Annotated in this window: 21 protein-coding genes and 1 pseudogene; 15 read left to right on the forward strand and 7 right to left on the reverse strand. The window is 71.5% G+C overall.

The features are described from left to right. The first annotated feature begins 19 nt into the window (after positions 1-19). From ACFC96_RS27810 to ACFC96_RS27835, 6 genes are all read left to right on the forward strand, one after another. Positions 20-1,102 (forward strand): LLM class flavin-dependent oxidoreductase, encoded by a 1,083-nt coding sequence (locus tag ACFC96_RS27810; protein WP_376614669.1) that lies wholly within the window; start codon positions 20-22, stop codon positions 1,100-1,102. Further along, on the forward strand, positions 1,099-2,430 hold the full coding sequence (locus ACFC96_RS27815) for an LLM class flavin-dependent oxidoreductase (protein ID WP_376614671.1): 1,332 nt from the start codon (positions 1,099-1,101) through the stop codon (positions 2,428-2,430). The genes ACFC96_RS27810 and ACFC96_RS27815 overlap by 4 nt, the downstream gene beginning before the upstream one ends. Continuing rightward, complete coding sequence (locus tag ACFC96_RS27820) at positions 2,427-3,215, forward strand: DUF1684 domain-containing protein (RefSeq protein ID WP_376614673.1); 789 nt, start codon at positions 2,427-2,429, stop codon at positions 3,213-3,215. Before ACFC96_RS27815 ends, ACFC96_RS27820 begins: the two co-directional genes overlap by 4 nt. A 256-nt stretch (positions 3,216-3,471) precedes the next feature. Then, a complete protein-coding gene (locus ACFC96_RS27825; protein ID WP_376256964.1) occupies positions 3,472-4,377 on the forward strand; it encodes a S1 family peptidase in 906 nt (301 codons plus the stop codon). A gap of 202 nt (positions 4,378-4,579) precedes the next feature. After that, on the forward strand, positions 4,580-5,416 hold the full coding sequence (locus tag ACFC96_RS27830; protein WP_340460483.1) for a slipin family protein: 837 nt from the start codon (positions 4,580-4,582) through the stop codon (positions 5,414-5,416). Between the two features lie 236 nt (positions 5,417-5,652). After that, the gene (locus ACFC96_RS27835; RefSeq protein WP_376256968.1) at positions 5,653-6,735 is read left to right on the forward strand and encodes a S1 family peptidase; all 1,083 of its coding nucleotides are present in this window, start codon (positions 5,653-5,655) and stop codon (positions 6,733-6,735) included. Between the two features lie 68 nt (positions 6,736-6,803). Here ACFC96_RS27835 and ACFC96_RS27840 read toward each other — a convergent pair. Continuing rightward, positions 6,804-7,336: pseudogene (locus ACFC96_RS27840) on the reverse strand (DUF3533 domain-containing protein); the annotation flags it as partial. A 294-nt stretch (positions 7,337-7,630) separates the two neighbouring features. On the opposite strand from ACFC96_RS27840, the gene ACFC96_RS27845 reads away from it, so the two are divergent. Continuing rightward, positions 7,631-11,164 carry a DNA polymerase III subunit alpha gene (locus tag ACFC96_RS27845; protein ID WP_376614675.1) on the forward strand — a complete coding sequence of 1,178 codons (3,534 nt, stop codon included), beginning with the start codon at positions 7,631-7,633 and terminating at the stop codon, positions 11,162-11,164. Beyond that, positions 11,161-12,135 carry a hypothetical protein gene (locus tag ACFC96_RS27850; RefSeq protein WP_376614677.1) on the forward strand — a complete coding sequence of 325 codons (975 nt, stop codon included), beginning with the start codon at positions 11,161-11,163 and terminating at the stop codon, positions 12,133-12,135. Before ACFC96_RS27845 ends, ACFC96_RS27850 begins: the two co-directional genes overlap by 4 nt. Before the next feature lie 4 nt (positions 12,136-12,139). Here ACFC96_RS27850 and ACFC96_RS27855 read toward each other — a convergent pair whose 3' ends face one another. Further along, positions 12,140-12,514: a cupin domain-containing protein gene (locus ACFC96_RS27855; RefSeq protein WP_376614679.1), complete on the reverse strand. Its 375-nt coding sequence runs from the start codon at positions 12,512-12,514 to the stop codon at positions 12,140-12,142. A 105-nt stretch (positions 12,515-12,619) separates the two neighbouring features. Between ACFC96_RS27855 and ACFC96_RS27860 the strand changes: the two genes are divergently transcribed. Together ACFC96_RS27860 and ACFC96_RS27865 are read left to right on the forward strand one after the other, a co-directional pair. After that, entirely contained in the window at positions 12,620-13,066 is a 447-nt protein-coding gene (locus tag ACFC96_RS27860) for a MarR family winged helix-turn-helix transcriptional regulator (RefSeq protein WP_376256974.1), read from the forward strand. Between the two features lie 173 nt (positions 13,067-13,239). After that, positions 13,240-14,106 carry an esterase/lipase family protein gene (locus tag ACFC96_RS27865; protein ID WP_376614681.1) on the forward strand — a complete coding sequence of 289 codons (867 nt, stop codon included), beginning with the start codon at positions 13,240-13,242 and terminating at the stop codon, positions 14,104-14,106. A 75-nt stretch (positions 14,107-14,181) separates the two neighbouring features. Here the strand turns inward: ACFC96_RS27865 and ACFC96_RS27870 are convergent, their stop codons facing one another. Continuing rightward, complete coding sequence (locus tag ACFC96_RS27870) at positions 14,182-15,171, reverse strand: lytic polysaccharide monooxygenase (RefSeq protein WP_376256978.1); 990 nt, start codon at positions 15,169-15,171, stop codon at positions 14,182-14,184. Between the two features lie 729 nt (positions 15,172-15,900). Between ACFC96_RS27870 and ACFC96_RS27875 the strand changes: the two genes are divergently transcribed. From ACFC96_RS27875 to ACFC96_RS27885, 3 genes are all read left to right on the forward strand, one after another. Then, entirely contained in the window at positions 15,901-16,107 is a 207-nt protein-coding gene (locus tag ACFC96_RS27875; protein ID WP_376256980.1) for a hypothetical protein, read from the forward strand. A 368-nt stretch (positions 16,108-16,475) separates the two neighbouring features. Further along, the gene (locus ACFC96_RS27880) at positions 16,476-17,045 is read left to right on the forward strand and encodes a hypothetical protein (protein WP_376614683.1); all 570 of its coding nucleotides are present in this window, start codon (positions 16,476-16,478) and stop codon (positions 17,043-17,045) included. 345 nt (positions 17,046-17,390) lie between these two features. Continuing rightward, positions 17,391-17,966, forward strand: coding sequence for a GNAT family N-acetyltransferase (locus ACFC96_RS27885; protein WP_376614685.1), 576 nt, complete (start codon positions 17,391-17,393; stop codon positions 17,964-17,966). An 87-nt stretch (positions 17,967-18,053) separates the two neighbouring features. Here the strand turns inward: ACFC96_RS27885 and ACFC96_RS27890 are convergent, their stop codons facing one another. Next, positions 18,054-18,194, reverse strand: a complete 141-nt coding sequence (locus ACFC96_RS27890) for a hypothetical protein (protein ID WP_326713761.1) — start codon at positions 18,192-18,194, stop codon at positions 18,054-18,056. A 110-nt stretch (positions 18,195-18,304) separates the two neighbouring features. Here ACFC96_RS27890 and ACFC96_RS27895 point away from each other — a divergent pair, with 110 nt between their 5' ends. Then, entirely contained in the window at positions 18,305-18,940 is a 636-nt protein-coding gene (locus tag ACFC96_RS27895; protein ID WP_376614687.1) for a class I SAM-dependent methyltransferase, read from the forward strand. A 157-nt stretch (positions 18,941-19,097) separates the two neighbouring features. On the opposite strand, the gene ACFC96_RS27900 is transcribed toward ACFC96_RS27895, so the two are convergent. Further along, entirely contained in the window at positions 19,098-19,598 is a 501-nt protein-coding gene (locus ACFC96_RS27900) for a DUF402 domain-containing protein (protein WP_376256986.1), read from the reverse strand. Beyond that, positions 19,579-20,499 (reverse strand): GNAT family N-acetyltransferase, encoded by a 921-nt coding sequence (locus ACFC96_RS27905; protein WP_376614689.1) that lies wholly within the window; start codon positions 20,497-20,499, stop codon positions 19,579-19,581. The genes ACFC96_RS27900 and ACFC96_RS27905 overlap by 20 nt, the downstream gene beginning before the upstream one ends. Positions 20,500-20,569: 70 nt before the next feature. On the opposite strand from ACFC96_RS27905, the gene ACFC96_RS27910 reads away from it, so the two are divergent. After that, complete coding sequence (locus ACFC96_RS27910; RefSeq protein ID WP_376256990.1) at positions 20,570-20,950, forward strand: GntR family transcriptional regulator; 381 nt, start codon at positions 20,570-20,572, stop codon at positions 20,948-20,950. Between the two features lie 36 nt (positions 20,951-20,986). On the opposite strand, the gene ACFC96_RS27915 is transcribed toward ACFC96_RS27910, so the two are convergent. Continuing rightward, positions 20,987-22,081: a DUF5925 domain-containing protein gene (locus tag ACFC96_RS27915; RefSeq protein WP_376614691.1), complete on the reverse strand. Its 1,095-nt coding sequence runs from the start codon at positions 22,079-22,081 to the stop codon at positions 20,987-20,989. Positions 22,082-22,489 lie beyond the last annotated feature (408 nt).

Below are 22,489 nucleotides of genomic sequence, written 5' to 3' on the forward strand. Positions count from 1 at the left end.
CTCGTCCAAGGACCTGCTCATGACTACGTCAACCGGGCGCGGCCTGCTGCATCTCGCGGCGGCCGTCGACCAGCCCGACGCCTACGACGCCGATCCGTATCTCACGCTCACGCGCCTCGCGGAACGCGGCGCCCTGGACTTCGTCACCCTCGGGGACTCCTTCGGCCGGCCCGGGCCCGACGCGCTCGCCGTGCTGTCCCGGGTCGCTCCGGCGACCGCCCGTATCGGCCTCGTCCCCACCGTCACGACCACGCACACCGAGCCCTTCCATGTGCAGGCCGCCGTCGCCACCCTCGACTGGGTGAGCCGGGGCCGCGCCGGCTGGCGGCCCGAGGTGTCCGCCACCGAGGAAGAGGCCCGCCTCTTCGGCCGCAGGCCCGCCGCGCCCGCCGCGGAGCTGTGGGGAGAGGCCGGTGAGGTCGCCGACGTGGCCACCCGCTTGTGGGACAGCTGGGAGGACGACGCGGAGATCCGCGACGTGGCGACCGGACGCTTCATCGACCGGGAGAAGCTCCACCACGTCGACTTCCAGGGCGCCACGTTCTCCGTACGCGGCCCCTCCATCGTGCCGCGGCCGCCGCAGGGCCACCCCGTCACGGTCGTCGACATCACGCAGCCGCACGCGTACGACGTCGCCGCCCGCCACGCCGACGTCGCCCTGGTGAACGCGGCGGGCCCGGCGCAGGCCGCCGCCGTCCGCGCCGCACTGCGCCGCCGCGCCGCCGAGTACGGCCGCGACCCCGACGCCCTGCGCGTCCTGGCCGCGCTGCGCATCGACCTCGGCGGCGGGGAGCACGCGGCCGTGCCCGGTCACGGCGGGGGAGGGCCGCTGCCGAGCGACCTCGGCCCGCTCTACCGGGGCGGCCCGGTCGACCTCGCCGACCTCGTCACCGCCTGGCACCGCGCCGGCGCCGTGGACGGCTTCCACCTCACGCCGGTCGAGCCGCGCCGTGACCTGGAGCGGCTCGTCAACGGCACGGTGCCGCTGCTCCAGCACCGCGGCCTGTTCCGCACGTTCTATCCGGGCAGCACCTTCAGGGAGCATCTGGGGCTCGCCCGGCCCGCCAACCAGTACGCCGCGCTCGCGGGGGACCCTTCATGACGTCAACTACCGCATCACGCAAGCAAGTTCACCTGGCCGCCCACTTCCCGGGGGTCAACAACACCACCGTCTGGACCGATCCGCGCTCCCGTTCCCAGATCGACTTCGCGTCGTTCGAGCACCTCGCCCGCACCGCCGAGCGCGGCCTGTTCGACTTCTTCTTCCTCGCGGAAGGGCTGCGGCTGCGCGAGCACAAGGGGCGCGTCCACGACCTCGACGTCGTCGGGCGGCCGGAGTCCCTCACCGTCCTGAACGCCCTCGCGGCCGTCACCGAGCGCCTCGGCCTCGCCGCGACCGTCAACGCGACGTTCAACGAGCCCTACGAGACCGCCCGCAGGTTCGCCACGCTCGACCACCTCAGCGCAGGCCGCGCCGCCTGGAACGTCGTCACCTCCTCCGACGCCTTCACCGGCGAGAACTTCCGCCGCGGCGGCTACCTCGACCGGGCGGACCGGTACACGCGCGCCGCCGAGTTCGTCGCCACGGCCCGCGAACTGTGGGACTCCTGGACGCCCGGGGGGCGGCCGCTCCCCTTCGCGCACACCGGTCGACACTTCGACATCGAGGGCGAGTTCACCCTGCCGCGCTCCCCGCAGGGGCACCCGGTCGTCATCCAGGCCGGGGACTCGCCCGAGGGGCGCGAGTTCGCGGCGTCGGCGGCCGACGTGATCTTCACCCGGCACGGCACGCTGGAGGCGGGCCGCGCGTTCTACGCCGATGTGAAGGGCCGGCTCGCGAAGTACGGGCGCACCGCCGAGGACCTGAAGATCATGCCGGGGGTCACCGTCGTCCTCGGCGACACCGCCGCCGAGGCCCAGGAGCGGGCCGCCGGGATCCGGCGCCGGCAGGTGTCCCCGCAGAACGCGCTCCTCACCCTGGAACAGATCTGGGGCGTCGACCTCTCCTCGTACGACCCCGACGGGCCGCTGCCCGACATCGATCCGGTCGTCGACTCCGGGCTCTCGCAGGGCCGCACCAAGCGCGGCGACCCCCGTGCCGTCGCCGAGGAGTGGCGCGCCCTGTCCCGCGCCAAGGGCCTGTCCATCCGGCAGACCGTCATCGAGACCACCGCACGCCAGTCGTTCATCGGCACCCCGCAGGCCGTCGCCGCCGAACTCGACGCGTTCGTGCAGAGCGACGCGGCCGACGGCTTCATCCTCGTACCGCACCTGACCCCGGGCGGCCTGGACGAATTCGTCGACCAGGTGGTGCCCCTGCTCCAGGAACGCGGGGCGTACCGCACGGAATACACCGGTACGACGCTGCGCTCCCATCTGGGGCTGAAAGAACCCGTACACCCCGCACGTGAGGAAGGCCTGACCGCATGACCGAGGACGTGACCGGCGCAGCCGGCGCCTGGCAGCAGTGGCACGAGCAGCGGACCGCATCCGTCTCCGAGCCCTACGGACCGCTCGCCCTCACCGGCACCTACTGGCTCGACGAGTATCCGGAAGGCAAACTTCCGGCCATTCCCGGGCAATGGCGGGCCGACGGCGACCGGCTCGTCCTGACCGCCGCACCCGAGGACGGACTCACCCGCGACGGACAGCCGCTCACCGGTGAGGTGCGGCTCACGGCCGACGCCCAGGTCGGCCTCGGCGAGCGCCGCCTCGTCGCGATCGTGCGCGAAGGCCTGTGGGCCGTACGCGACTTCGACCCGCAGTCGGGGCCACGGCGCGCCTTCCGCGGCATCGAGGCCACCGCCCACGATCCCCGCTGGACCGTCGAGGGCCGCTTCACGCCGTACGGGACCAGCCGCACGGTCCGCGTCGAGAACGCCGACGGCAAGGAGCGTGGCCTCGACCTCGGCGGTGAACTGGCCTTCACGCTCGAAGGACAGGACCTCACCCTCCAGGTCGCCGTGCAGGCGGACGGCTCGCTGTGGGCCGTGTTCGCCGACGCGACCAGCGGCGACGGCACCTTCCGATTCCGCTTCCTGCGGCCCGCCGCGCCCGACGCCGAGGGCCGTACGAGCGTGGACTTCAACCGCGCGGTGCTGCCGCCCTGCGCCTTCGCGGACCACTTCGTCTGCCCCTTCCCGCCGCCCGGCAACACCCTGCCGGTCACGATCGGGGCCGGCGAACGGAACCTCGTCACCCGTACCTCCGTCTGACAGGGGAGCCGAGCCCCGGCGGCCTGCGCACCGGCGCAGCGGCCGCCGGGGCATGCGGACGTGTACCGGCCGGACGGCCGAAAGGCGCCCTTGTGCCAGTCAGTTGAAACGCCGAATACTCCCGAGCAGCGCTTGTCAGGGGCACCGCATCTTCGGAACATTCCGGAATCCGGAATCCGAACGGCGGGCCGCTGGCTGCGCCTCACGGGCCCCGACCCCACGCGGGCCCCCGACTTCCCTCGGGAGGGAACGACCAGTGAGGATCAAGCGCACCACCCCCCGCAGTGGCATATCGAGACGCGCCCGGATGATCTCCGTGGCCTCCGGACTCGTCGCCATCGGCGCACTCGCCGTCCCCACGGCCAGCGCGTCGGACGCGCCCGTCGCGCACACCTTCAGCGCGACCCAGCTCACCCAGGCCGGCACGTCCGTCCTGAAGTCCGATGTACCCGGCACCGCCTGGGCGGTCGACCAGAAGACCAAGCAGGTCGTCGTCACCGCCGACAGCACGGTCTCCCAGGCCGAGATCGCCAAGATCCAGAAGGCGGCCGGCAGCAACGCGGGCGCCCTGAAGATCGAGCGCACCCCCGGCACGTTCAAGAAGCTGGTCTCCGGCGGCGACGCCATCTATGCGAGTAGCTGGCGCTGCTCGCTCGGCTTCAACGTCCGCTCGGGCAGCACCTACTACTTCCTGACCGCCGGCCACTGCACCGACGGCGCCGGCACCTGGTGGTCGAACTCGTCCCACTCGACGGTGATCGGGTCGACCGCGGGATCCAGCTTCCCGGGCAACGACTACGGCATCGTCAGGTACAGCACCACGGGGACCCCGCCCGGAACGGTCGGCAGCCAGGACATCACCGGTGCGGCCACGCCGTCCGTGGGGACCACGGTCACCCGGCGCGGCTCGACCACCGGTATCCACAGCGGCCGTGTCACCGCGCTCAACGCCACCGTGAACTACGGCGGCGGCGACATCGTCTCCGGCCTCATCCAGACCACGGTCTGCGCCGAGCCCGGCGACTCCGGCGGCCCGCTCTACGGCGGTTCCACCGCGTACGGCCTGACCTCGGGCGGCAGCGGCGACTGCACCTCCGGCGGTACGACCTTCTTCCAGCCGGTCACCGAGGCGCTGAGTGCGTACGGAGTGAGCGTCTACTGATCCGCGTCCGTCGGCTGACGGACACAGTCCGACCTGCGGCCAGCAGCAGGGAGCCCCCGCACGGCAACTGCCGTGCGGGGGCTCGCCCTTGTGCGCGTCGCGGAGTTACCTTCGGAAAGAAACCGTCGAAAGCGTCACGCTCACAAGGCGTCGCTTCCGAAGAGCCTGCCTGAGTGCCTGGGTCCGAACCCTGGAGGCCTCCGTGGTCGAGGAACTGCTGGCGGGAGCGGCCGCCGCCGTGTCCGCCCTGGTGATCTACGCGACGGCGGCGGGGCGCGTCGTCAAACAGTACGAGCGGGGAGTGGTCTTCCGGCTCGGGCGGCTGCGACCGGATGTGCGCGGTCCGGGGTTCACGATGATCGTGCCCTTCGTGGACCGGCTCCGTAAGGTCAACATGCAGATCGTCACGATGCCGGTGCCCGCACAGGACGGCATCACCCGCGACAACGTCACGGTGCGGGTCGACGCCGTCATCTACTTCAAGGTGATCGACGCGTCCGAGGCCGTTGTACAGGTGGAGGACTATCGGTTCGCCGTCTCCCAGATGGCTCAGACCTCGCTGCGGTCCATCATCGGTAAGAGCGACCTCGACGACCTCCTCTCCAACCGGGAACAGCTCAACCAGGGGCTCGAGTTGATGATCGACAGCCCGGCCGTCGGCTGGGGCGTGCAGATCGACCGCGTCGAGATCAAGGACGTGTCGCTGCCCGAGACCATGAAGCGCTCGATGTCGCGGCAGGCCGAGGCCGAGCGCGAGCGGCGCGCCCGGATCATCAACGCCGACGCCGAACTCCAGGCCTCCAGGAAGCTCGCCGAGGCCGCCGCCGAGATGTCCGAGCAGCCCGCGGCGCTCCAGCTGCGGCTCCTGCAGACCGTGGTGGCCGTCGCCGCCGAGAAGAACTCCACCCTCGTACTGCCCTTCCCTGTCGAGCTCCTGCGCTTCCTGGAGCGGGCGACCCCGGGGGACGCGGTGCGTCGGCCGGACGCCGAACAGCCGCCGATTCCCGGCCCGGTGGCATCGGAATCAGGACAGGACTAGACCTCACCCTTTGCGGATCGCTCCTTTGCGCGGAGTGTTTGCAGTGGAACCGACGTGGTGCGACAGGCGTATGACGGGGGTGCACGCGGCCGGGGGAGCGCATAGCGTCAGTCGCATGCGCGTCCTGAAGTCGACCTTGTGTGTCCCCTGTGGCCGTCGGGATAGTGGGCGCGTCAACCTACGGGACCGGCTCACCCCACAGCGGTCGGTTCCGACCCCCCACAGGAGGACGAGAGTTGAAGCACCGACGCATACCCAAGCGGCGTGCCGCCGCGGTAGGAGCGGGCATCGCCGCCCTGGTCGCCGCGGGAGTCACCTTCCAGACTGCGAACGCGAGCACGGACACCCCTGATGCGGCCCCGCAGACCCTGTCGATCGCGAAGGCCGGAAATCTCGCCTCGTCCCTGACCAAGGACCTCGGCGCGGACTCGGCGGGCACGTACTACGACGCGAAGGCCAAGCACCTCGTCGTGAACGTCCTGACCGAGGACGCGGCGGGCATCGCGCGGGCGGCCGGAGCCAAGGCCAGAGTCGTCGAGAACTCCCTGGCCGAACTCAGGAGCGCCCGCGCCACCCTGAAGCAGGACGCGACGATCCCCGGCACCTCGTGGGCGGTCGACCCGGCCACCAACAAGGTCGTCGTCACCGCCGACCGCACGGTCGGCACCGCCGCGTGGAACAAGCTCGGCAAGGTCGTCGACGGCCTCGGTTCCAAGGCCGAACTCCAGCGCACCAAGGGGGAGTTCAAGCCCCTCATCGCGGGCGGTGACGCCATCACCGGCAGTGGCGGCCGGTGCTCCCTCGGCTTCAACGTGGTCAAGGGCGGCCAGCCGTACTTCATCACGGCCGGCCACTGCACCGAGGCGATCTCGAGCTGGTCGGACTCCAACGGCCAGGAGATCGGCAAGAACGAGCAGTCCAGCTTCCCGGACAACGACTTCGGCCTGGTCAAGTACACCGCCGACGTCGAGCACCCGAGCGAGGTCGACCTCTACAACGGCTCCACGCAGCCGATCACCAAGGCGGGCGACGCGACCGTCGGCATGAAGGTGACCCGCAGCGGCTCCACGACCCAGATCCACGACGGCACCGTCACCGGACTGGACGCCACCGTGAACTACGGCAACGGCGACGTCGTCAACGGACTCATCCAGACCGACGTCTGCGCCGAGCCCGGCGACAGCGGCGGCTCGCTCTTCTCGGGCGACACCGCGATCGGCCTCACCTCGGGCGGCAGCGGCGACTGCACCTCCGGCGGGGAGACCTTCTTCCAGCCGGTGACGGAGGCGCTGTCCACGTTCGGCGCCGAGATCGGCTGACCTGACGACAGCGAGTCAGCGCGACAGTGTGACGCAGGGGGCCGGCCCGTCATCGACGGGCCGGCCCCTCACGGTATGAGCGTCCGGGGCGCCCCGGGTCCGGGCTTCCGCCTGCCGCGGAACACGGAGGTGGCCATCGTGATCACGAGGCCGGCGACCGCCCACGCGGCCGGCACCAGAAGCGGTCCGGCGACCGCGTTGCCCTTGGAGGAGGCGAGGGAGCGGACCGCCCGGGTTCCCGCCCCCGGTGGCAGGGCCGGGCCGATCGCGTTCCAGAAGGGCGGCAGCATCGGCGGCGGGAAGGCGCCGCCCGCGCTCGGGTTGCCCGCGATCACGATGACCAGGATCGCCAGGCCGATGCCCACGATGCCCACGATGCCCACGATGCCGAAGAGGCACTGAAGGGCGAGCGTCGCGGCGCCGACCGCGAAGATGATCAGTGCGTGCCCAGCCCCCACAGCGCCATGACGCTGCCGGGCGGCGCGCCGAGGACCGGCCCGACGATCACGGCACCGCCGAGCCCGCCGACGGCCGGCACGAGCGCCATGGTGATCAGCCGGATGAGCGCGCGCCGCGGGTCGGCGGGTCTGGCGCCCGTGCTCGATGAAGAGCGGCTGGAGGGCGATCACGCCGATGACGAGCGGCGCGGCCCGCGGTGTGACGGCGCTCTTCACCTCGTCGAGGAAGGGCTCGCGCGGGTGCCCGGGCGGGGTGTCGGCTGTCTGGGTCATCCCCTCACGGTCCGGGGAGCCCGGTCCCTGCGCAGGCGGGGTGGGGCTGAACGGGTGCCCGGGGCAGCGGCCTCACTCGGGGATCGTACGCATGTTCGATACTTGGTCTATGGTGGTGGTGGGGAGGCGAGAGCAGGTCGGTTCGAGGTGTGCAGGAGGTGCGTGTGCCAGGGTTCACGCATTTGCACACCGCTTCCGGGTTCTCCCTCAGGTACGGGGCCTCGCACCCGGAGCGGCTGGCCGGGCGTGCCTCCGAGCGGGGCATGGACGCGCTCGCCCTCACCGACCGGGACACCCTCGCGGGCTCGGTCAGGTTCGCCAAGGCCTGCGTCAAGGCAGGGGTGCGGCCGCTGTTCGGGACGGACCTCGCGGTGAGCGGCCCCTCGCCGGCCGGATCGGCCGCACCGGGCCGCGCCCCGGCCGAGCGGCGCAGGCAGCCCGTGCGCGGTGGTGCCTTCATCGACGAGTCGACCCCGCGCGTGACCTTCCTCGCCCGCGACGGAGCGAGGGGCTGGGCCTCCCTGTGCCGTCTGGTCACCGCCGCCCACGCCACCGGCGAGACCCGGCTGACCTGGGAGGACAACCACGGCGACGGCCTGACCGTGCTGCTCGGACCCGCGTCCGACGTCGGACGCGCGCTCGCCGCGGGCCGCCCCGACCGGGCCGCGCGTCTCCTCGCCCCCTGGCGCGAGATCTACGGCGACGCCCTGCGCCTCGAGGCCGTCCACCACGGCCGCGAGGGCACGGGCCCCGGATCCCTGCGCCTGGCCGCCCGCACCGTCGGCTTCGCCGCCGAACAGGGCATCCGCCCCGTCCTCACCAACGACGTCCGGTACGCCGACCAGGGCCTCGGTCCGGTCGCCGACGTCCTCGACGCCGCACGCCGCCTCGTCCCGGTCGACCCCCGGAAGGAACTCGACAGCGGAGAGCGCTGGCTGAAGGACGCCGACGCCATGCTGATGACGGCCGAACGGGTGGTGGAGGCGGCGGGCTTCCGCCGCGACGCCGCGTACCGGCTGCTCGAACAGACCGACACCGCGGCTGCGGAATGCCGCGTCGATCCCGAGGACGACCTCGGCATCGGCTCCGTGCACTTCCCCGAACCGCGGCTCGTCGGCGCCGGCCGCCGCACCGCACAGCGGGTCCTCGCCTCGCGGGCGGCGGCGGGGATGCTGCGCCTCGGGTACGACCGGAAACGGGAGTACTGGGAGCGGATGCACCGCGAGTTGGACATCATCGCCCACCACGACTTCGCCACGTACTTCCTGACGGTGTCCCAAGTCGTCGACGACGTACGGGGCATGGGCATCCGGGTCGCCGCGCGCGGCTCCGGCGCCGGGTCCCTGGTCAACCATCTGCTCGGCATCGCGCACGCGGACCCGGTCGAACACGGCCTGCTCATGGAGCGGTTCCTGTCCAAGCGCCGCTCCGTCCTGCCCGACATCGACATCGACGTGGAGTCGGCCCGGCGCCTGGAGGTCTACCGGGCGATCATCGACCGGTTCGGCGCCGAGCGCGTCGCGACCGTCTCGATGCCGGAGACGTACCGCGTCCGCCATGCCGTACGCGATGTGGGCGCCGCCCTGTCCATGGACCCGGCCGACATCGACCGGATCGCCAAGTCCTTCCCGCACATCAGGGCCCGCGACGCGCGGGCCGCGCTGGAGGAACTGCCCGAACTGCGGGAACTGGCAGGGGAGTCCAGGCGGGCCGGGGACAGGTACGGACGCATGTGGGAGCTGGTCGAGGCGCTCGACGCGCTGCCGCGCGGTATCGCCATGCACCCGTGCGGGGTGCTGCTCTCGGACGCCTCGCTGCTCGCCCGCACACCCGTCGTGCCGACCAGCGGCGAGGGCTTCCCCATGTCGCAGTTCGACAAGGAGGACGTCGAGGACCTCGGCCTGCTCAAGCTCGACGTCCTCGGGGTGCGGATGCAGTCGGCGATGGCACACGCGGTCGCGGAGACCGAGCGGGCGACCGGCTCCACGGTGGACCTGGACGCCGTGGCGCCCGGTGACCCGGAGACGTACCGGCTCATCAAGTCCACCGAGACGCTGGGCTGTTTCCAGATCGAGTCGCCGGGCCAGCGGGACCTGGTGGGACGGCTCCAGCCGGCCACCTTCCACGACCTCGTGGTGGACATCTCGCTGTTCCGCCCGGGTCCCGTCGCCGCCGACATGGTGCGGCCGTTCATCGAGGCGCGGCACGGGCGCGCCCCGGTCCGCTATCCGCACCGCGACCTGGAGGGGCCCCTGAAGGAGACGTACGGGGTCGTCGTCTTCCATGAGCAGATCATCGAGATCGTGAACATCATGACGGGATGCGGCCGCGACGAGGCGGACCGGGTCAGGCGGGGACTGTCCGACCCCGATGCGCAGGGGCGCATCCGGTTCTGGTTCGCACAGCAGGCGGCGGCGCACGGATACGACGCCGAGACCATCGCCCGCACCTGGGAGATCGTCGAGGCCTTCGGGTCGTACGGGTTCTGCAAGGCGCACGCCGTCGCCTTCGCGGTGCCGACCTACCAGTCGGCGTGGCTGAAGGCCCATCACCCGGCGGCTTTCTACGCGGGGTTGCTCACGCACGACCCCGGGATGTATCCGAAGCGGCTGATCCTCGCGGACGCGCGGCGCCGCGGGGTGCCGGTCCTTCCGCTGGACGTGAACAAGTCCGCGGTCGCCCACCGTATCGAACTGGTGTCTGATAAAGGGGGCGGTGGCCACAAGGCCGGCGGTCACAAGAGCGGCGGTCACCAGGATGACGCTCGCGAAAAGGAGGAGAAGTGGGGCGTGCGGCTCGCGCTCTCCGACGTGCACGGCATCAGCGAGGCCGAAGCCGCCCGCATCGAGGAGGGGCAGCCGTACTCCTCGCTGCTCGACTTCTGGGAGCGGGCGAGGCCCAGCCGGCCCCTCGCGCAGCGGCTCGCCCAGGTCGGCGGGCTCGACGCGTTCGGCGCCAACCGGCGTGACCTGCAACTGCACCTGACGGAACTGCACCGGGGAACGCGCGGGTCCCGGGGCGCCCGCGGCGCCCAACTGCCCCTGTCCGGCGGCCACGGGACCGCGCCGGCCGGCCTGCCCGACCTCGGCGACGCCGAGCGGCTCAGTGCCGAACTCGGGGTCCTCGGGATGGACGCCTCCCGCCATCTCATGGGTGACCACGAGAAGTTCCTCGAAGAGCTGGGGGTGCTGACGGCGCGCCGCCTGCGCGAGGCCGAGCACGGCAGGGTCGTACTGGTCGCGGGCGCCAAGGTCGCCACGCAGACCCCGCCGATCCGCTCCGGCAAGCGCGTCATCTTCACGACCCTGGACGACGGCACGGGCCTGGTCGACCTGGCCTTCTTCGACGACGCGCACGCCGCGTGCGCGCACACCGTCTTCCACTCGTGGCTGCTCCTCGTCCGCGGCACGGTCCAGCGGCGCGGCCCGCGCAGCCTCAGCGTGGTGGGCGCGGCAGCGTGGAACCTCGCGGACCTGGTGGAGGTGCGCCGCCAGGGCGGTCTCGACGCGGTGGCGCTGCGTCTGGCGGAGCCGCCCGAACAGCCGCCGTCCGGCGAGGACGACCCGGTCGACGGCCGCCGCATCCACATGGCCACCGGATACGAGATGCACCCCTGGGCGGACCTGCGCCCGGCGGGCGACGGCCGGTCGGGGCCACCGCGCAAACTGTGGCACCAGAGCCCCGGGAGCGCGGGATGACCACTTTGTACGTACGGTTCCTGCTGGCGCCCATGTACGAGGCGGCGCTGCCCCGACTGATCGGTCTGCTGGGCGAGTTCAGCCCGACGGTCGAGGCGCTGCCGCCCGACGCGGCCCTCGTGGACCTGGGCGGGGCGGTGCGCTACTTCGGACGGGACGCCGTCGAACTCGCCGCGGTGATCAGGGTGCGGGCGCTCGCCCTGTACGGGGTGGAGTGCGTGATCGGCGCGGGCCCCGGCCCGATGCTGGCGCGGATGGCGGCGCGGACGGCCTCGCCCGGGGTGACCAGGGTGGTGCCGGGAGACCCCGGCGCCGTGGCGGAGTTCCTCGCCGGGCAGCCGGTCGCCGCGCTGCCCGGCGTCGGCGCCGCCACCGCCCGCACCCTGTGCGAGTACGGGCTCGACACCCTCGACAGGGTGGCGGCCGCCCCACAGGGCACCCTGCAACGGCTCACCACCGCCCGCGTCGGCCGTGAACTGCACGAGAAGGCGCGCGGCGTCGACCGCACCCGTGTCACCCCCAACGCCGCCACACGGTCCACCGCCGCCGAACGCCCCTTCCCGCGCGACGAACTCGACCCGTACCGCCACCGTCGCGCCCTGCTCTCCCTCGCCGACGAGCTGGGCGCCCGGCTCCGCGACGGGAAGCAGGTGTGCCGCTCGCTGACCCTCACCGTCCGCTACGCCGACCGGTCCACGACGACTCGCAGCCGTACGCTCCCCGAGCCCACCGCGCACACGGCCGCGCTGTCCACGGCCGCGTACCGGATGTACGAGGCGCTCGGCCTGCAGCGGGCCAGGGTGCGAGGACTCGGACTGCGGGCGGAGGGGCTCCGCCCGGTGGAGGGTTGTGCCCACCAGCTGACCTTCGACCCCGCGGACGAGAGGGCGCGGGCGCTGGAGGCGGTGGCCGACCGGGCCCGGGCGCGGTTCGGACCCGGGGCGATCGTGCCCGGTCGGCTCGCGGCGTGAGCCTCTACCGAGCCCAGGGCGGAGTGACGCGCGTGCCGTCCACCAGTACGGCCTCCAGGCCCACGGACGTCGTGACCCACATGGTGGCGGGCAGGTCGCCCGGGTTCTCGACGGTGAGGGTCGCGCCGGGGTTGACGATCGCGGTGTCGCCGGCGGCGAGCGTGTCCGTGCGCCCGTCGACCGTGAAACGCAGGCTGCCGCTGAGCACGTGCAGGATCTCCTCGCGGGACACCGTGTGGGCGACGCCCGGGGTGCGCGCCGGGATCTCGGCCCGCCAGGCGCACAGTTCCTTGCTGCCGGTGGCGGGCTTGGCGTACGAGACGAAACGGACACCGTGCATCTCGTGGACGGTGGCCTCGGACGCGCGGACGACTGGCATGCGACTCCTCGGTTGATCGGCCGGCCAAGCGGCTCAAATGGTCAAGTGGATTGACTACATGGTCAGGCTACTTGACCAAATCGTCAAGGGTGTTTGAATGACTCCGTGCAGAACTCCGAGGCCATGGCCCTCTCCGCCGCCCTGCTCTCCGCCGCGGGCGAGCTGACGCAACGCATCCACGAAGGGGTCGTCGCCCGCGGCTTCGAAGGTCTGCGGCCCGCACACGGATTCGCTTTCGCGCGGCTCTCCCGGGACGGCGCGACCGCCACCGACCTCGCCGCGCATCTGGGGGTCACCAAGCAGGCCGCGAGCCAGCTCGTCGACGAGCTGGTGCGCAAGGGCTACGCCGAGCGCCGGCCCCACCCCGACGACGCCCGCGCCCGGCTCGTCGTCATGACCGAACGCGGCTGGGCGTGCGCGCGGGCCGCGGAGGAGTCCGCCGCCGACGCGGTGCGACCGTGGGTCGAGCGGCTCGGTGAGCGCAGGGCCCGCGCGCTGCTCGACCAGCTGGCCGCCGTCGCGCCCGACGGGCCCATCAGGCCCACCTGGTGACATCGCGTCAGTACCGGGAGCGTCCAGGCGACACGGAGAGTTTTTACTGACGCGTAACTTCACTCTTTTACTACTGGCGCGTAATTTAACGGGCAGTACAGCATCCTCGTGATCCGGATCACAGGGCACGCACCCCACATCGCAACTCCCTTGAGCCGCAAGGAGATCACACGATGCTGCCCCGGAACTGGAAACGAGCGGTCAGATCCCTGACCGCGGCCCTGCTGCTCACGGCCGCGGCCACCGCGGTCCCCGCCGCCGCCCACGCCGACACCGCCCCCAGCAGCGGCTGGAACAACTACCACTGCAAGCCGTCCGCCGCCCACCCGCGCCCCGTCGTCCTCGTCCACGGCACCTTCGGGAACTCCGTCGACAACTGGCTGGTCCTCGCCCCCTACCTGGTGGACCGCGGTTACTGCGTCTTCTCGCTCGACTACGGACAGCTGCCCGGCGTCCCGCTGTTCAACGGCCTCGGCCCGATCGACAAGTCGGCGGCCCAGCTCGACACGTTCGTGGACAAGGTGCTCGCCGCCACCGGCGCCCCCAAGGCCGACCTCGTCGGCCACTCGCAGGGCGGCATGATGCCCCGCTACTACCTCAAGTTCCTCGGCGGCGCCGCGAAGGTGAACTCTCTCGTCGGTATCGCACCCGACAACCACGGCACCACCCTGAACGGCCTGACCAATCTCCTGCCGTACTTCCCCGGAGCCGGCGACCTGCTGACCCTCGCCACCCCCGGCCTCGCCGACCAGATGGCGGGCTCCCCGTTCATCACCAAGCTCAACCAGGGCGGCGACACCGTCCCCGGCGTCCACTACACCGTCATCGCGACCAAGTACGACGAGGTCGTCACCCCGTACGGCACCCAGTTCCTGAGCGGCCCCGACGTCCACAACGTCAAACTCCAGGACCTGTGCGCCGTCGACCTGTCCGAGCACGTCGCCATCGGCACCATCGACCGCGTCGCCTTCCACGAGGTCGCGAACGCCCTCGACCCGGCCCACGCCACCCCCACCACCTGTGCCTCGGCGGTGAGTTGAGGCCAAACAGCCACCAGGACAAAGGGCCGCCGTCTCCCGTCATGGGCAGGGAGACGGCGGCCCGGCTGTGAGCGGTCAGCGGCTGTGACGGCCGCCCGCCACGGAGCGGCGCCGCACCGACGCGAACATCGTCGCCGCGCCGACCGCCAGGACCGCGGCGCCGCCCATCGCGATGTACGGGGTGGTGCTGTCGCCGCCGGTCTCGGCGAGGTTCCCGTCGGCGAGAGGCTTCGTGACACCACCCTTCGCCTCGGGACCGTTGTCGCCCGCCGAGGCGTCGGCGGCCGGCGCCGCGGACTCCTCGGCCTGCGGCTCGGCACTGCCCCCGGCGGCATCGTGGTGGTGCTCCACGGACGACTTGCCGGCGCCGTCCGCGATCTCCTGGTCGGAGGGCGCCGAAGCGGTGGGAGCGGCCGCGCCGGCCCCGCTGTCCTTGCCGAACACCACGTCGGAGCAGGTGTAGAAGGCCTCGGGGGAGTCCGAGCGCTGCCAGATCGAGTAGATGAGGTGGCGGCCCGACCGCGCCGGGACGTCACCGTCGAAGACGTAGTCGCCGTTCTCCATCTTCGGGTCGGTGACCTTGACGAAGGGCTGCGCCTCCAGGTCCGACCACTTCAGCGGCTTCGTCGGGTCGTACGAGTCCTTGGTGATGTACAGCTCGAACGACCCCTTGTGCGGGGCCGTTCCCTTGTAGTGGAACGTGTGACTGCCCGCCGACATCGGGCTCGAAGGCCAGTCGGCGCGCGGAAGATCGAGCCCCTTGTACTTGTCGTTGCCCGCGCTGCACAGCTTGCCGTCGGGGATGATCTCCTTCGACTTGCCCGCGGCGTTCGCGATGTTGACCGCGTTCCAGTCGTAGAAGGCCTGCGCTCCACTGGCCGCGACGGCGGCCTTGCACGCCGCGGACTGCGGGCTCTCCGGCCCCTCGGCGTAGCAGGCGGAGACGCGGCTCACCGGATCCGTCATCGAACCGTGCGCCGACGCGGGCGCGGCGGCCAGCGCGGTCAGGGCGAACGGGACGGCACCTGCGACGGCGAACGCGGCGGCCTTGCGGCGAACTGTCATGAGTGGAACTCCTCAACGGCGGTTCAGGGGTGGGGGGACGGGCCGCGACGACGGCCCCGGCGGTGAGAAAGCTAGCCCCTGAAAACCGTGGAATCGCCTGCTGAGGGCGGGTGATGGCGATCTTTATGGTGCGGTTAAGGGAGGGCTAATCGGCGGCTCAGGCTGGGCGTTTGCGCAGAGCCCGGTGACCTGCGTGCTGTGGGTGAACCAGTCCGTCACGGTTCACTGGAATCCAGTAGATGTCGCGGTGTTCGGCTCCCCGTCCGGCTCTCCGGAGACGCTCTACCCATGGCAACCGACGTGGACGGGCCTGCACGAAGTCTCGGGCGTCAAGGGTCGTCTCGCGGGGCACCGCCGGTACGAGATCGCCCGCTCTCAGAAGGCGATCCCACCCCGAGCAGCCTTCGATGGCACAAACGCGCCGCCGCCAAGGTTCGGTGGCACACATTCGACCTTCGCCGTCACTGGACAGGCGCTTCAGATCTTCATGTGAGGGCGCGGTTCGTCGCGGCGAGTACCGACCGCTGGCGCTCCGTGACGTCCCGCCACCGTCGGACGCGGGGCACGGTGCGGGACGGTGAGCAAGCACCAGGACCTGTCCGACGGGTCGCGTCGCCGACCCCGTGCCCGACAGCACCGTCACCCGAATGGCGCAACATGACGGGTCATCCGCATGGCGATTAAGCTGATTAGTGCCCCAACCGGGACAATCCGTGAAAGGGGAATCAAATGCGCATTCGACGAATCCTCCCCGCCGTCATCGCCACGGCAGCCCTCGCCGGACTCGGCCTCACAGGCGCCGCCAGCGCCACCGCGCCTGCACAGGGTGCCCCAACCACCGTCACCCCTTCTCAGTGCAGGGAGGGCGGGGGAATGCCCGATCTGGCGGCCAACGTCTGCAACGGCGGTATGCACAACGGAGAGATGGTCGACTGAACCCCACAAGGCGCCCCGCAGCCACGCGCCGCGGGGCGGTCCCTCGCGAGCGTAGCCGGGAGAGCTGCAGGGGCCGTCACGCTCACCCGCGGGAACGTGCTCGTCCGGGCGCGCACGTGCGAGACGTGCGGCGTCCCTGGCATCCGAGACCTCCTGCGGCTCGTCCTGCAGCGGCAACGGGGTGACAGGTCCGGACAGTTGAGCCCGCGCCGTGACCGGGCGCCGTTCCAAGGGGCGCGTAACCCTTGGGTGTTGGGGGGTGGTCAGGTCCGTAGGCTGGCCACGGCTATGCGGCCCTCTTCGGAAGGGCTGGCTCCTCGGCTATGGAAGAAGAGTGTGCTTCATTGCCTGCTCCTACTGGGGGGAACATGCGCAACCTCGTCACCGCTTCCGCGCTCGCGGCTGCCTGCTGTCTGAGCCTTACGGCCTGCACGGGCAGCGACGACCGGAGTACGCCTCAGCCGAGCCCGCGCACCGCGCTCAAGTTGGGGCAGAGCGCCGATACCGCAGGTGTCGGCGGCCGCGGGCGGGCCCAGATCACCCCGGACACGGTCGTCTACGCCGACGGCACCAGCTTCGGCGCTCCTGAGCACGGCCTCTTCGCCGTAGTCAACTACCTGTCCAGGAATCGGACCAAGTCGCGTGTGACGACAGCAGCCGAACAGGGCGGCTTGCGATGGAAGGCCGCGAGTGGGCACACCGTCACGGCGAGGAACAGCAAGGCCGCGAAAAAGGTCGCTCCCATCGGATTCAGCGAAGGCGGGCCGGTCTTTACCCGCGACGAGATTCACCAGGACGTAGCTGTCTTCGACATTTCCGCAGCCGAGAGGGGTGGCACCCTCATCTATGTCGACGGCGACGGCACCGTTTTCCGTTGGAAGATCCCTGCGAGCAACTCCGGGCACTCGGTTCCCGCGCTGAAATTCGCCTTGAACTAATAAGGCTGATCACCGATCTGTTGCCAGAGGAGGAGCCCCGGTCCTGTTCCGTTTCCGTGAAGCGCGGAACTCCGCGGCCCGCTGCGGGACGCTCGTGATGCGGTCGTGGCTTCGAGGGCCCGCACCCAAGTCCAGCACGCGCGGCCAGTCCGGCCGATGCGGTCGCCGGCTTTCACGGCCACCAGGTCGAACTCCCTCCCGCCGCGCCGGGTCCCTCAACCTCCGGCCGTCGGGGCGCTGTTCGACCTGGCATGGCCTGGTGCCTTGCTGGTCGGCTTGTCGGCGGAACGGGCCCGGACCGAGGCTACGGGGGTGTCAGCTACGTCGCTGACTATGCTGATGGTCATGCATACGGCCATCACCGACAACGGGACCCGAGAGCCCCTCGTTCTCGACATCGCGGCAGTGATGTCGGCCCCGGATCTCGACGCCCGGTTCGAAGAGTCGGCGCACCGGATCCTGGCGGACCTGGTCCGTGAAGGTGCCGCACTCGGGTGGGTCGATCCTCCGTCGCGAGGCGAGGTGGCCGAACTCCTCGACCGTGTCACGTCGGAGGCGCATGCGGGCAACGCCGCGTTGCGCGCCGCGTACATCGGCCGTCAGCTGGTCGGGCTGGGCTACTGGCAGCGCTATGCGAGGCCGACACATCGCCCGCACGCCGACCTGGAGAAGGTCGCGGTGGGCGCCGCCGCCCAAGGCCGCGGTGTCGGACGGGCCCTGGTGACTGCCTTGGTCGCGGACGCCCGGCGGGCAGGGATCGAGGTTCTGACTCTGGACGCACGTGGCGACAACGGCAATGCCCTGCGCCTCTACCGGTCGTTGGGCTTCACCGAATACGGCCGGCTTCCAGATTTCGTCGCCGTCGGTGAACGACGCTACGACAAGGTCTTCTACATGCTGGACTTCCGCAGCGCGGGATGACGCCGGGCGTGAAGCCGAGGGGTTTTCGCGTTCGAGCCTCGCGGGGGCTGCTGGCGCCCTCGGCCGGGCGCCGGCCACCCGGCCCGCTCACTCGTCGGGCCACCACGTGCGCCGGATGTCCTTGCGCACTTCCGGACGGTCGTGGCGGCGCTCGGCGGCGTCTTCCTGCTGCTGCCGGCGGGTGGTGCTGGTCTTCGCCACGGGCTTGTTGATGGTCACACGGCGCATGACTGCCTCCTGTGCCTACCCCGGTTCCACTGCGGTACCGCTGTAGACGTGTTCCCCGGAGGGTGACGCATCGAAGCGTGATTGTCAGTGGCAGGTGTCACGATCTGGGCATGAGGATGAGCGAGGACACCACGAACCGGGACATGGCGCCCCTCGAACGGGTCGACTGGGACGCCGAGGCCGCGGCCTTCGACGACGAACCCGACCACGGTCTGCGTGATCCCGCCGTGCGCGGGGCCTGGGCCGCGCGCCTGCGGGACTGGCTGCCGGACCACCCCTGCGCACTGCTCGACCTGGGCTGCGGTACGGGCAGCCTGTCGCTGCTCGCCACCGACCAGGGACACAGCGTGACCGCGGTCGACCTGTCGCCCGCCATGGTCGACCTCGCGCGCGCCAAGCTCGCCGGCCGCGCCGCCCGGGTGCTCGTCGGGGACGCCGCGGCGCCGCCCGTCGCGGGCGAGACCTTCGACGTCGTCCTGGTGCGGCACGTCGCGTGGACCCTGCCCGACCTCGACGGCGCCCTCGCGCACTGGCTGTCGCTGCTGCGGCCCGGCGGCCGGCTGATCCTGGTGGAGGGCGTGTGGGGAACGCTCAGCCCGGTCGGCATCCCGGCGCCCCGGCTCATCGGCACCCTCGCCCCGCTCGCCGCCCACGTCCGGCACGAACCGCTCTCCGGCGACGCGCTGCTGTGGGGGAGACAGGTCGAGGACGACCGGTACGCGGTGGTCGCGACCGTAGGACCCTAGGACCTGTCGTTTGGATCAGCCGGGCTCACGGGTGCCGGCACCGTGCCTCGCGGCGTTGTCGTCCGTCGTCGACGCTCCGCGTGGGATCTTTCCTCCGCCTTGCGAGACACGGCACCGGCACCCGCTCCCTGGTTCGGCCTGACCCCAACGACAGGCCCTAGGCGAGCAGTCGGCCGAACCCCTCGGAGCGCGCGAGGAGTTCGAGGTCGTCGAGGGCGCGGAGCGCGGCCGCCGCCGCGTGCGGGTCGCTCTCCGCGAGCCCGCTCTCCGCGAACTCGTCCTCGTCGAGCCGCAGTACGTCGCCGCCGTCCGCCGAGACCCACAGGTCGAGGTCGAGATCCTCCACGACGAGTTCGCCGCCCTCGCGGACCGCCGGCCGGGTCACGTCGCAGTACCAGCCCTTGAGCGTGCCGCCGCCGGTGCGCACCTCCTTGACCGCGTACCACCGGTCCCGCCAGTAGTGCTCGGTGAAGACGTCGCCCGGCCCGAAGCGCACGAACCCGAAGTCCCTGACCCCGGGGGAGGCCCAGGCGGCGGTGACGGTCACGCGCGTGCCGTCGTCGCGAACGACGTCCGCGGGGTAACGGATCTTCGTGCGGCCCGCCTTGAGGAGCACGACCTCGAGCGTCTCGGCCGTCTCAGGTGAGGGTGCGGACATGGCGTACCTCCGTGGCACAGATCTCGTAGCCGAACCATTTGTTGATCGCGAGCATCGGGCCGTTCCCCGCGTCGTTGCCCGTGAACGCCTCCGTGATGCCCGCCTCGCGGGCGCGGTGCAGGGAGTCGTTCTTGGCCAGCTTGGCCAGGCCGCGGCCGCGGAACTCCCGCGCGGTGCCGGTCATGCCCGACGTGTAGCGGGTCTCGTCGTCGGTGCGGGCCAGGCTGAACGCCACGGGCCGGCCGTCGGCCACGGCCACCGAGGTCAGTTCGTGGTCGGTCAGCGGATGGTGCCAGGTCTCGTCGAGCCAGTGCTCGTAGTCCGTGAACTCCGTGGCCACGTCGCTCGGTTCGTCGCTCACCGTCTCCGCGTCCAGGTCGAACAGCGGACGCGGGTCGTCCGCGAAGTCCGCGCCGGTCCGCAGCGTCACTCCGGCCGGCGGCGCGGCGAGCGGGGGCAGCGTGCCGTGCGCCAGATCGAGGCGGAGGAAGTGGGCCGGCCGGCTCGCCCGGTAGCCGCGGCGGGCGGCGAACGCCCGGTCCCGCGGGGTGTCGAGCACCCATGAGTACACGGCGACGGCGCCCTCACCGGCGAGATACTCCTCCGCCGCGCGCAGGATGTGGGACCCGGCTCCGAGCCCGGTGTGCCCGGGGTCCACATAGACGTTCACATAGCCCTGGCCCGGGTCCGGGCTGTCGTACGCGATCCCGACCTGCGCGGTGCCGATGACCTCGCCGTCGGTCTCGGCGACCAGCGGCCGGTACCGGGCGTCCGGATGGGCGTGCGCCAGATCGAAGGCGACCGACTCGGCGGTGGCGAGCATGGCGGGCAGTGCGGCGCGGCGCACCCGGGCGAACGCAGCCGCGTCCTCGGGCCGCAGGGCCCGGACGATCACAGTCATACGGCCGCACGCTACGCGCGGGGCGTGCCGAGATGCCTCCCATTTTTCCGGGGTGCGGGACAATCGGCCCGTGACTTTGAAGATCGACATCGATGCGGGCGCGGCGACGGCGCCCTACGAACAGGTGCGGGCCCAGATCGCCGGACAGGCCCTCTCCGGGACCCTGCCCGTCGGCTACAAATTGCCGACGGTGCGCGGGCTCGCCGAGACGCTCGGCCTGGCCGCCAACACGGTGGCCAAGGCGTATCGGGCGCTCGAGTCGGACGGCGTGATCGAGACGCGCGGCCGCAACGGCACATTCGTCGCCGCCGCGGGTGACGCCTCGGCCCGGGAGGCCTCGGCTGCGGCCGGCGTGTTCGCGGAACGGGCCCGCCGCCTCGGCCTGTCCGAGTCGCAGGCGCTCGCCGCGGTACGGGACGCGCTGCGGGCGTCGTACGGGGACAAGGGGTGACCGGACGGCGGCCCCGGGCGTCCAGGGCCTGAGCTCCTAGAGGTACAGCCCCGCGTCCGCCGCGTCGCGCTGGTCCGGGACCGACGCCGGGCTGATGCCGCGGCGCAGCGCGTAGAGCTCGGCGAGCGTCGCGCCTTCGCGGCCCACGCCCTCCTCGCTGCCGAGCCAGTCCACCGACTCGCGGTGGGTGAGGGGGCCGACCTCGATACGGGCCAGGCAGCGGCCGGGGCGTACGACCGCCGGGTGGAGACGTTCCAGGTCCTCGTTCGTCGTGACGCCGACCAGCACGTTCCGTCCCTGCCCGAGCAGGCCGTCCGTCAGGTTGAGCAGGCGTGAGAGTGCCTGCCCCGCCGTGTGCTTGGCCTCGCCGCGGATGAGTTCGTCGCAGTCCTCCAGCAGGAGGAGGCGCCAGCGGCCCTTCGCCGTGCCGTCGTCTTCGCCGATCGCGATGTCCATGAGGTAGCCGACGTCGGAGAACAGCCGCTCCGGGTCCAGTACGCAGTCCACCTGGCACCAGTCCCGCCACGACCGGGCCAGCGTGCGCAGCGCGGACGTCTTGCCCGTGCCGGGCGGCCCGTGCAGCAGGAGCAGCCGGCCCGCGATGTCCTGCGGGGTGGTCTTCATCAGCTGGTCCATGGCCCCGGCCACCGGGGCCGTGTAGTTCTCCCGCACCTCGTCCCACGTGCCGGCCGAGATCTGCCGCGTGGTGCGGTGCGGCCCGCGCCGGGGCGAGACGTACCAGAACCCCATCGTCACGTTCTCCGGCTGGGGTTCGGGCTCGTCGGCGGCGCCGTCCGTGGCCTGGCCGAGCACCTTCTCGGCGAGCTCCGCGGTGGTCGCCGTCACCGTGACGTCGGCGCCTCTGTTCCAGCGGGAGACGAGGACGGTCCAGCCGTCGCCCTCGGCGAGCGTCGCGCTGCGGTCGTCGTCGCGCGCGGAGCGCAGGACCACCGCGTCGGGCGGCAGGAGCGTGGCCCCCGACCGCACTCGGTCGATGTTCGCCGCGTGCGAGTGCGGCTGCTCGCCCGTCGCGAAACGACCGAGGAACAGCGCGTCGACGACGTCGGGCGGAGAGTCGCTGTCGTCGACGTTGAGCCGGATCGGCAGCGCGTCGTGTGGGTTCGCAGACATGCCGCCATGATCTGCCACGCACGGTGCTCCCGCACGGGATTTCCGCAGCGCGTCACACGCTTGCCCGCACGGCGGCCCGCTCCTGTTCCTCGTGACGTCCTTGTGACGGTGGCGTCTTCACCTCCGCGAAGGACCGTGGTTGCCTCTGTCCTTGATGGGACGTCATGGGGGCATTCGGGGGCAGGACGGTGGTGGCTCACCGCCTTGCTCGGCGAGGGCGAGTCGGTGGGCCGGACCGCCGTCCTCCAGTTGAGACGGGTCGGTCTACGGGCGTAGCGCAAGGAAGTTGAGGGTATGTCATAAGCCTGACATGTACCTGCAATCGAACACCGGGCGAACTCTCATGAGGCGTACGGGAAAAGATTGACATGAACACTTCCCGTGAACTGTGGGGCGTGCTACCACAGT

Source organism: Streptomyces sp. NPDC055955 (assembly GCF_042270245.1).
In the GTDB taxonomy this organism is placed as follows: Bacteria; Actinomycetota; Actinomycetes; order Streptomycetales; family Streptomycetaceae; genus Streptomyces.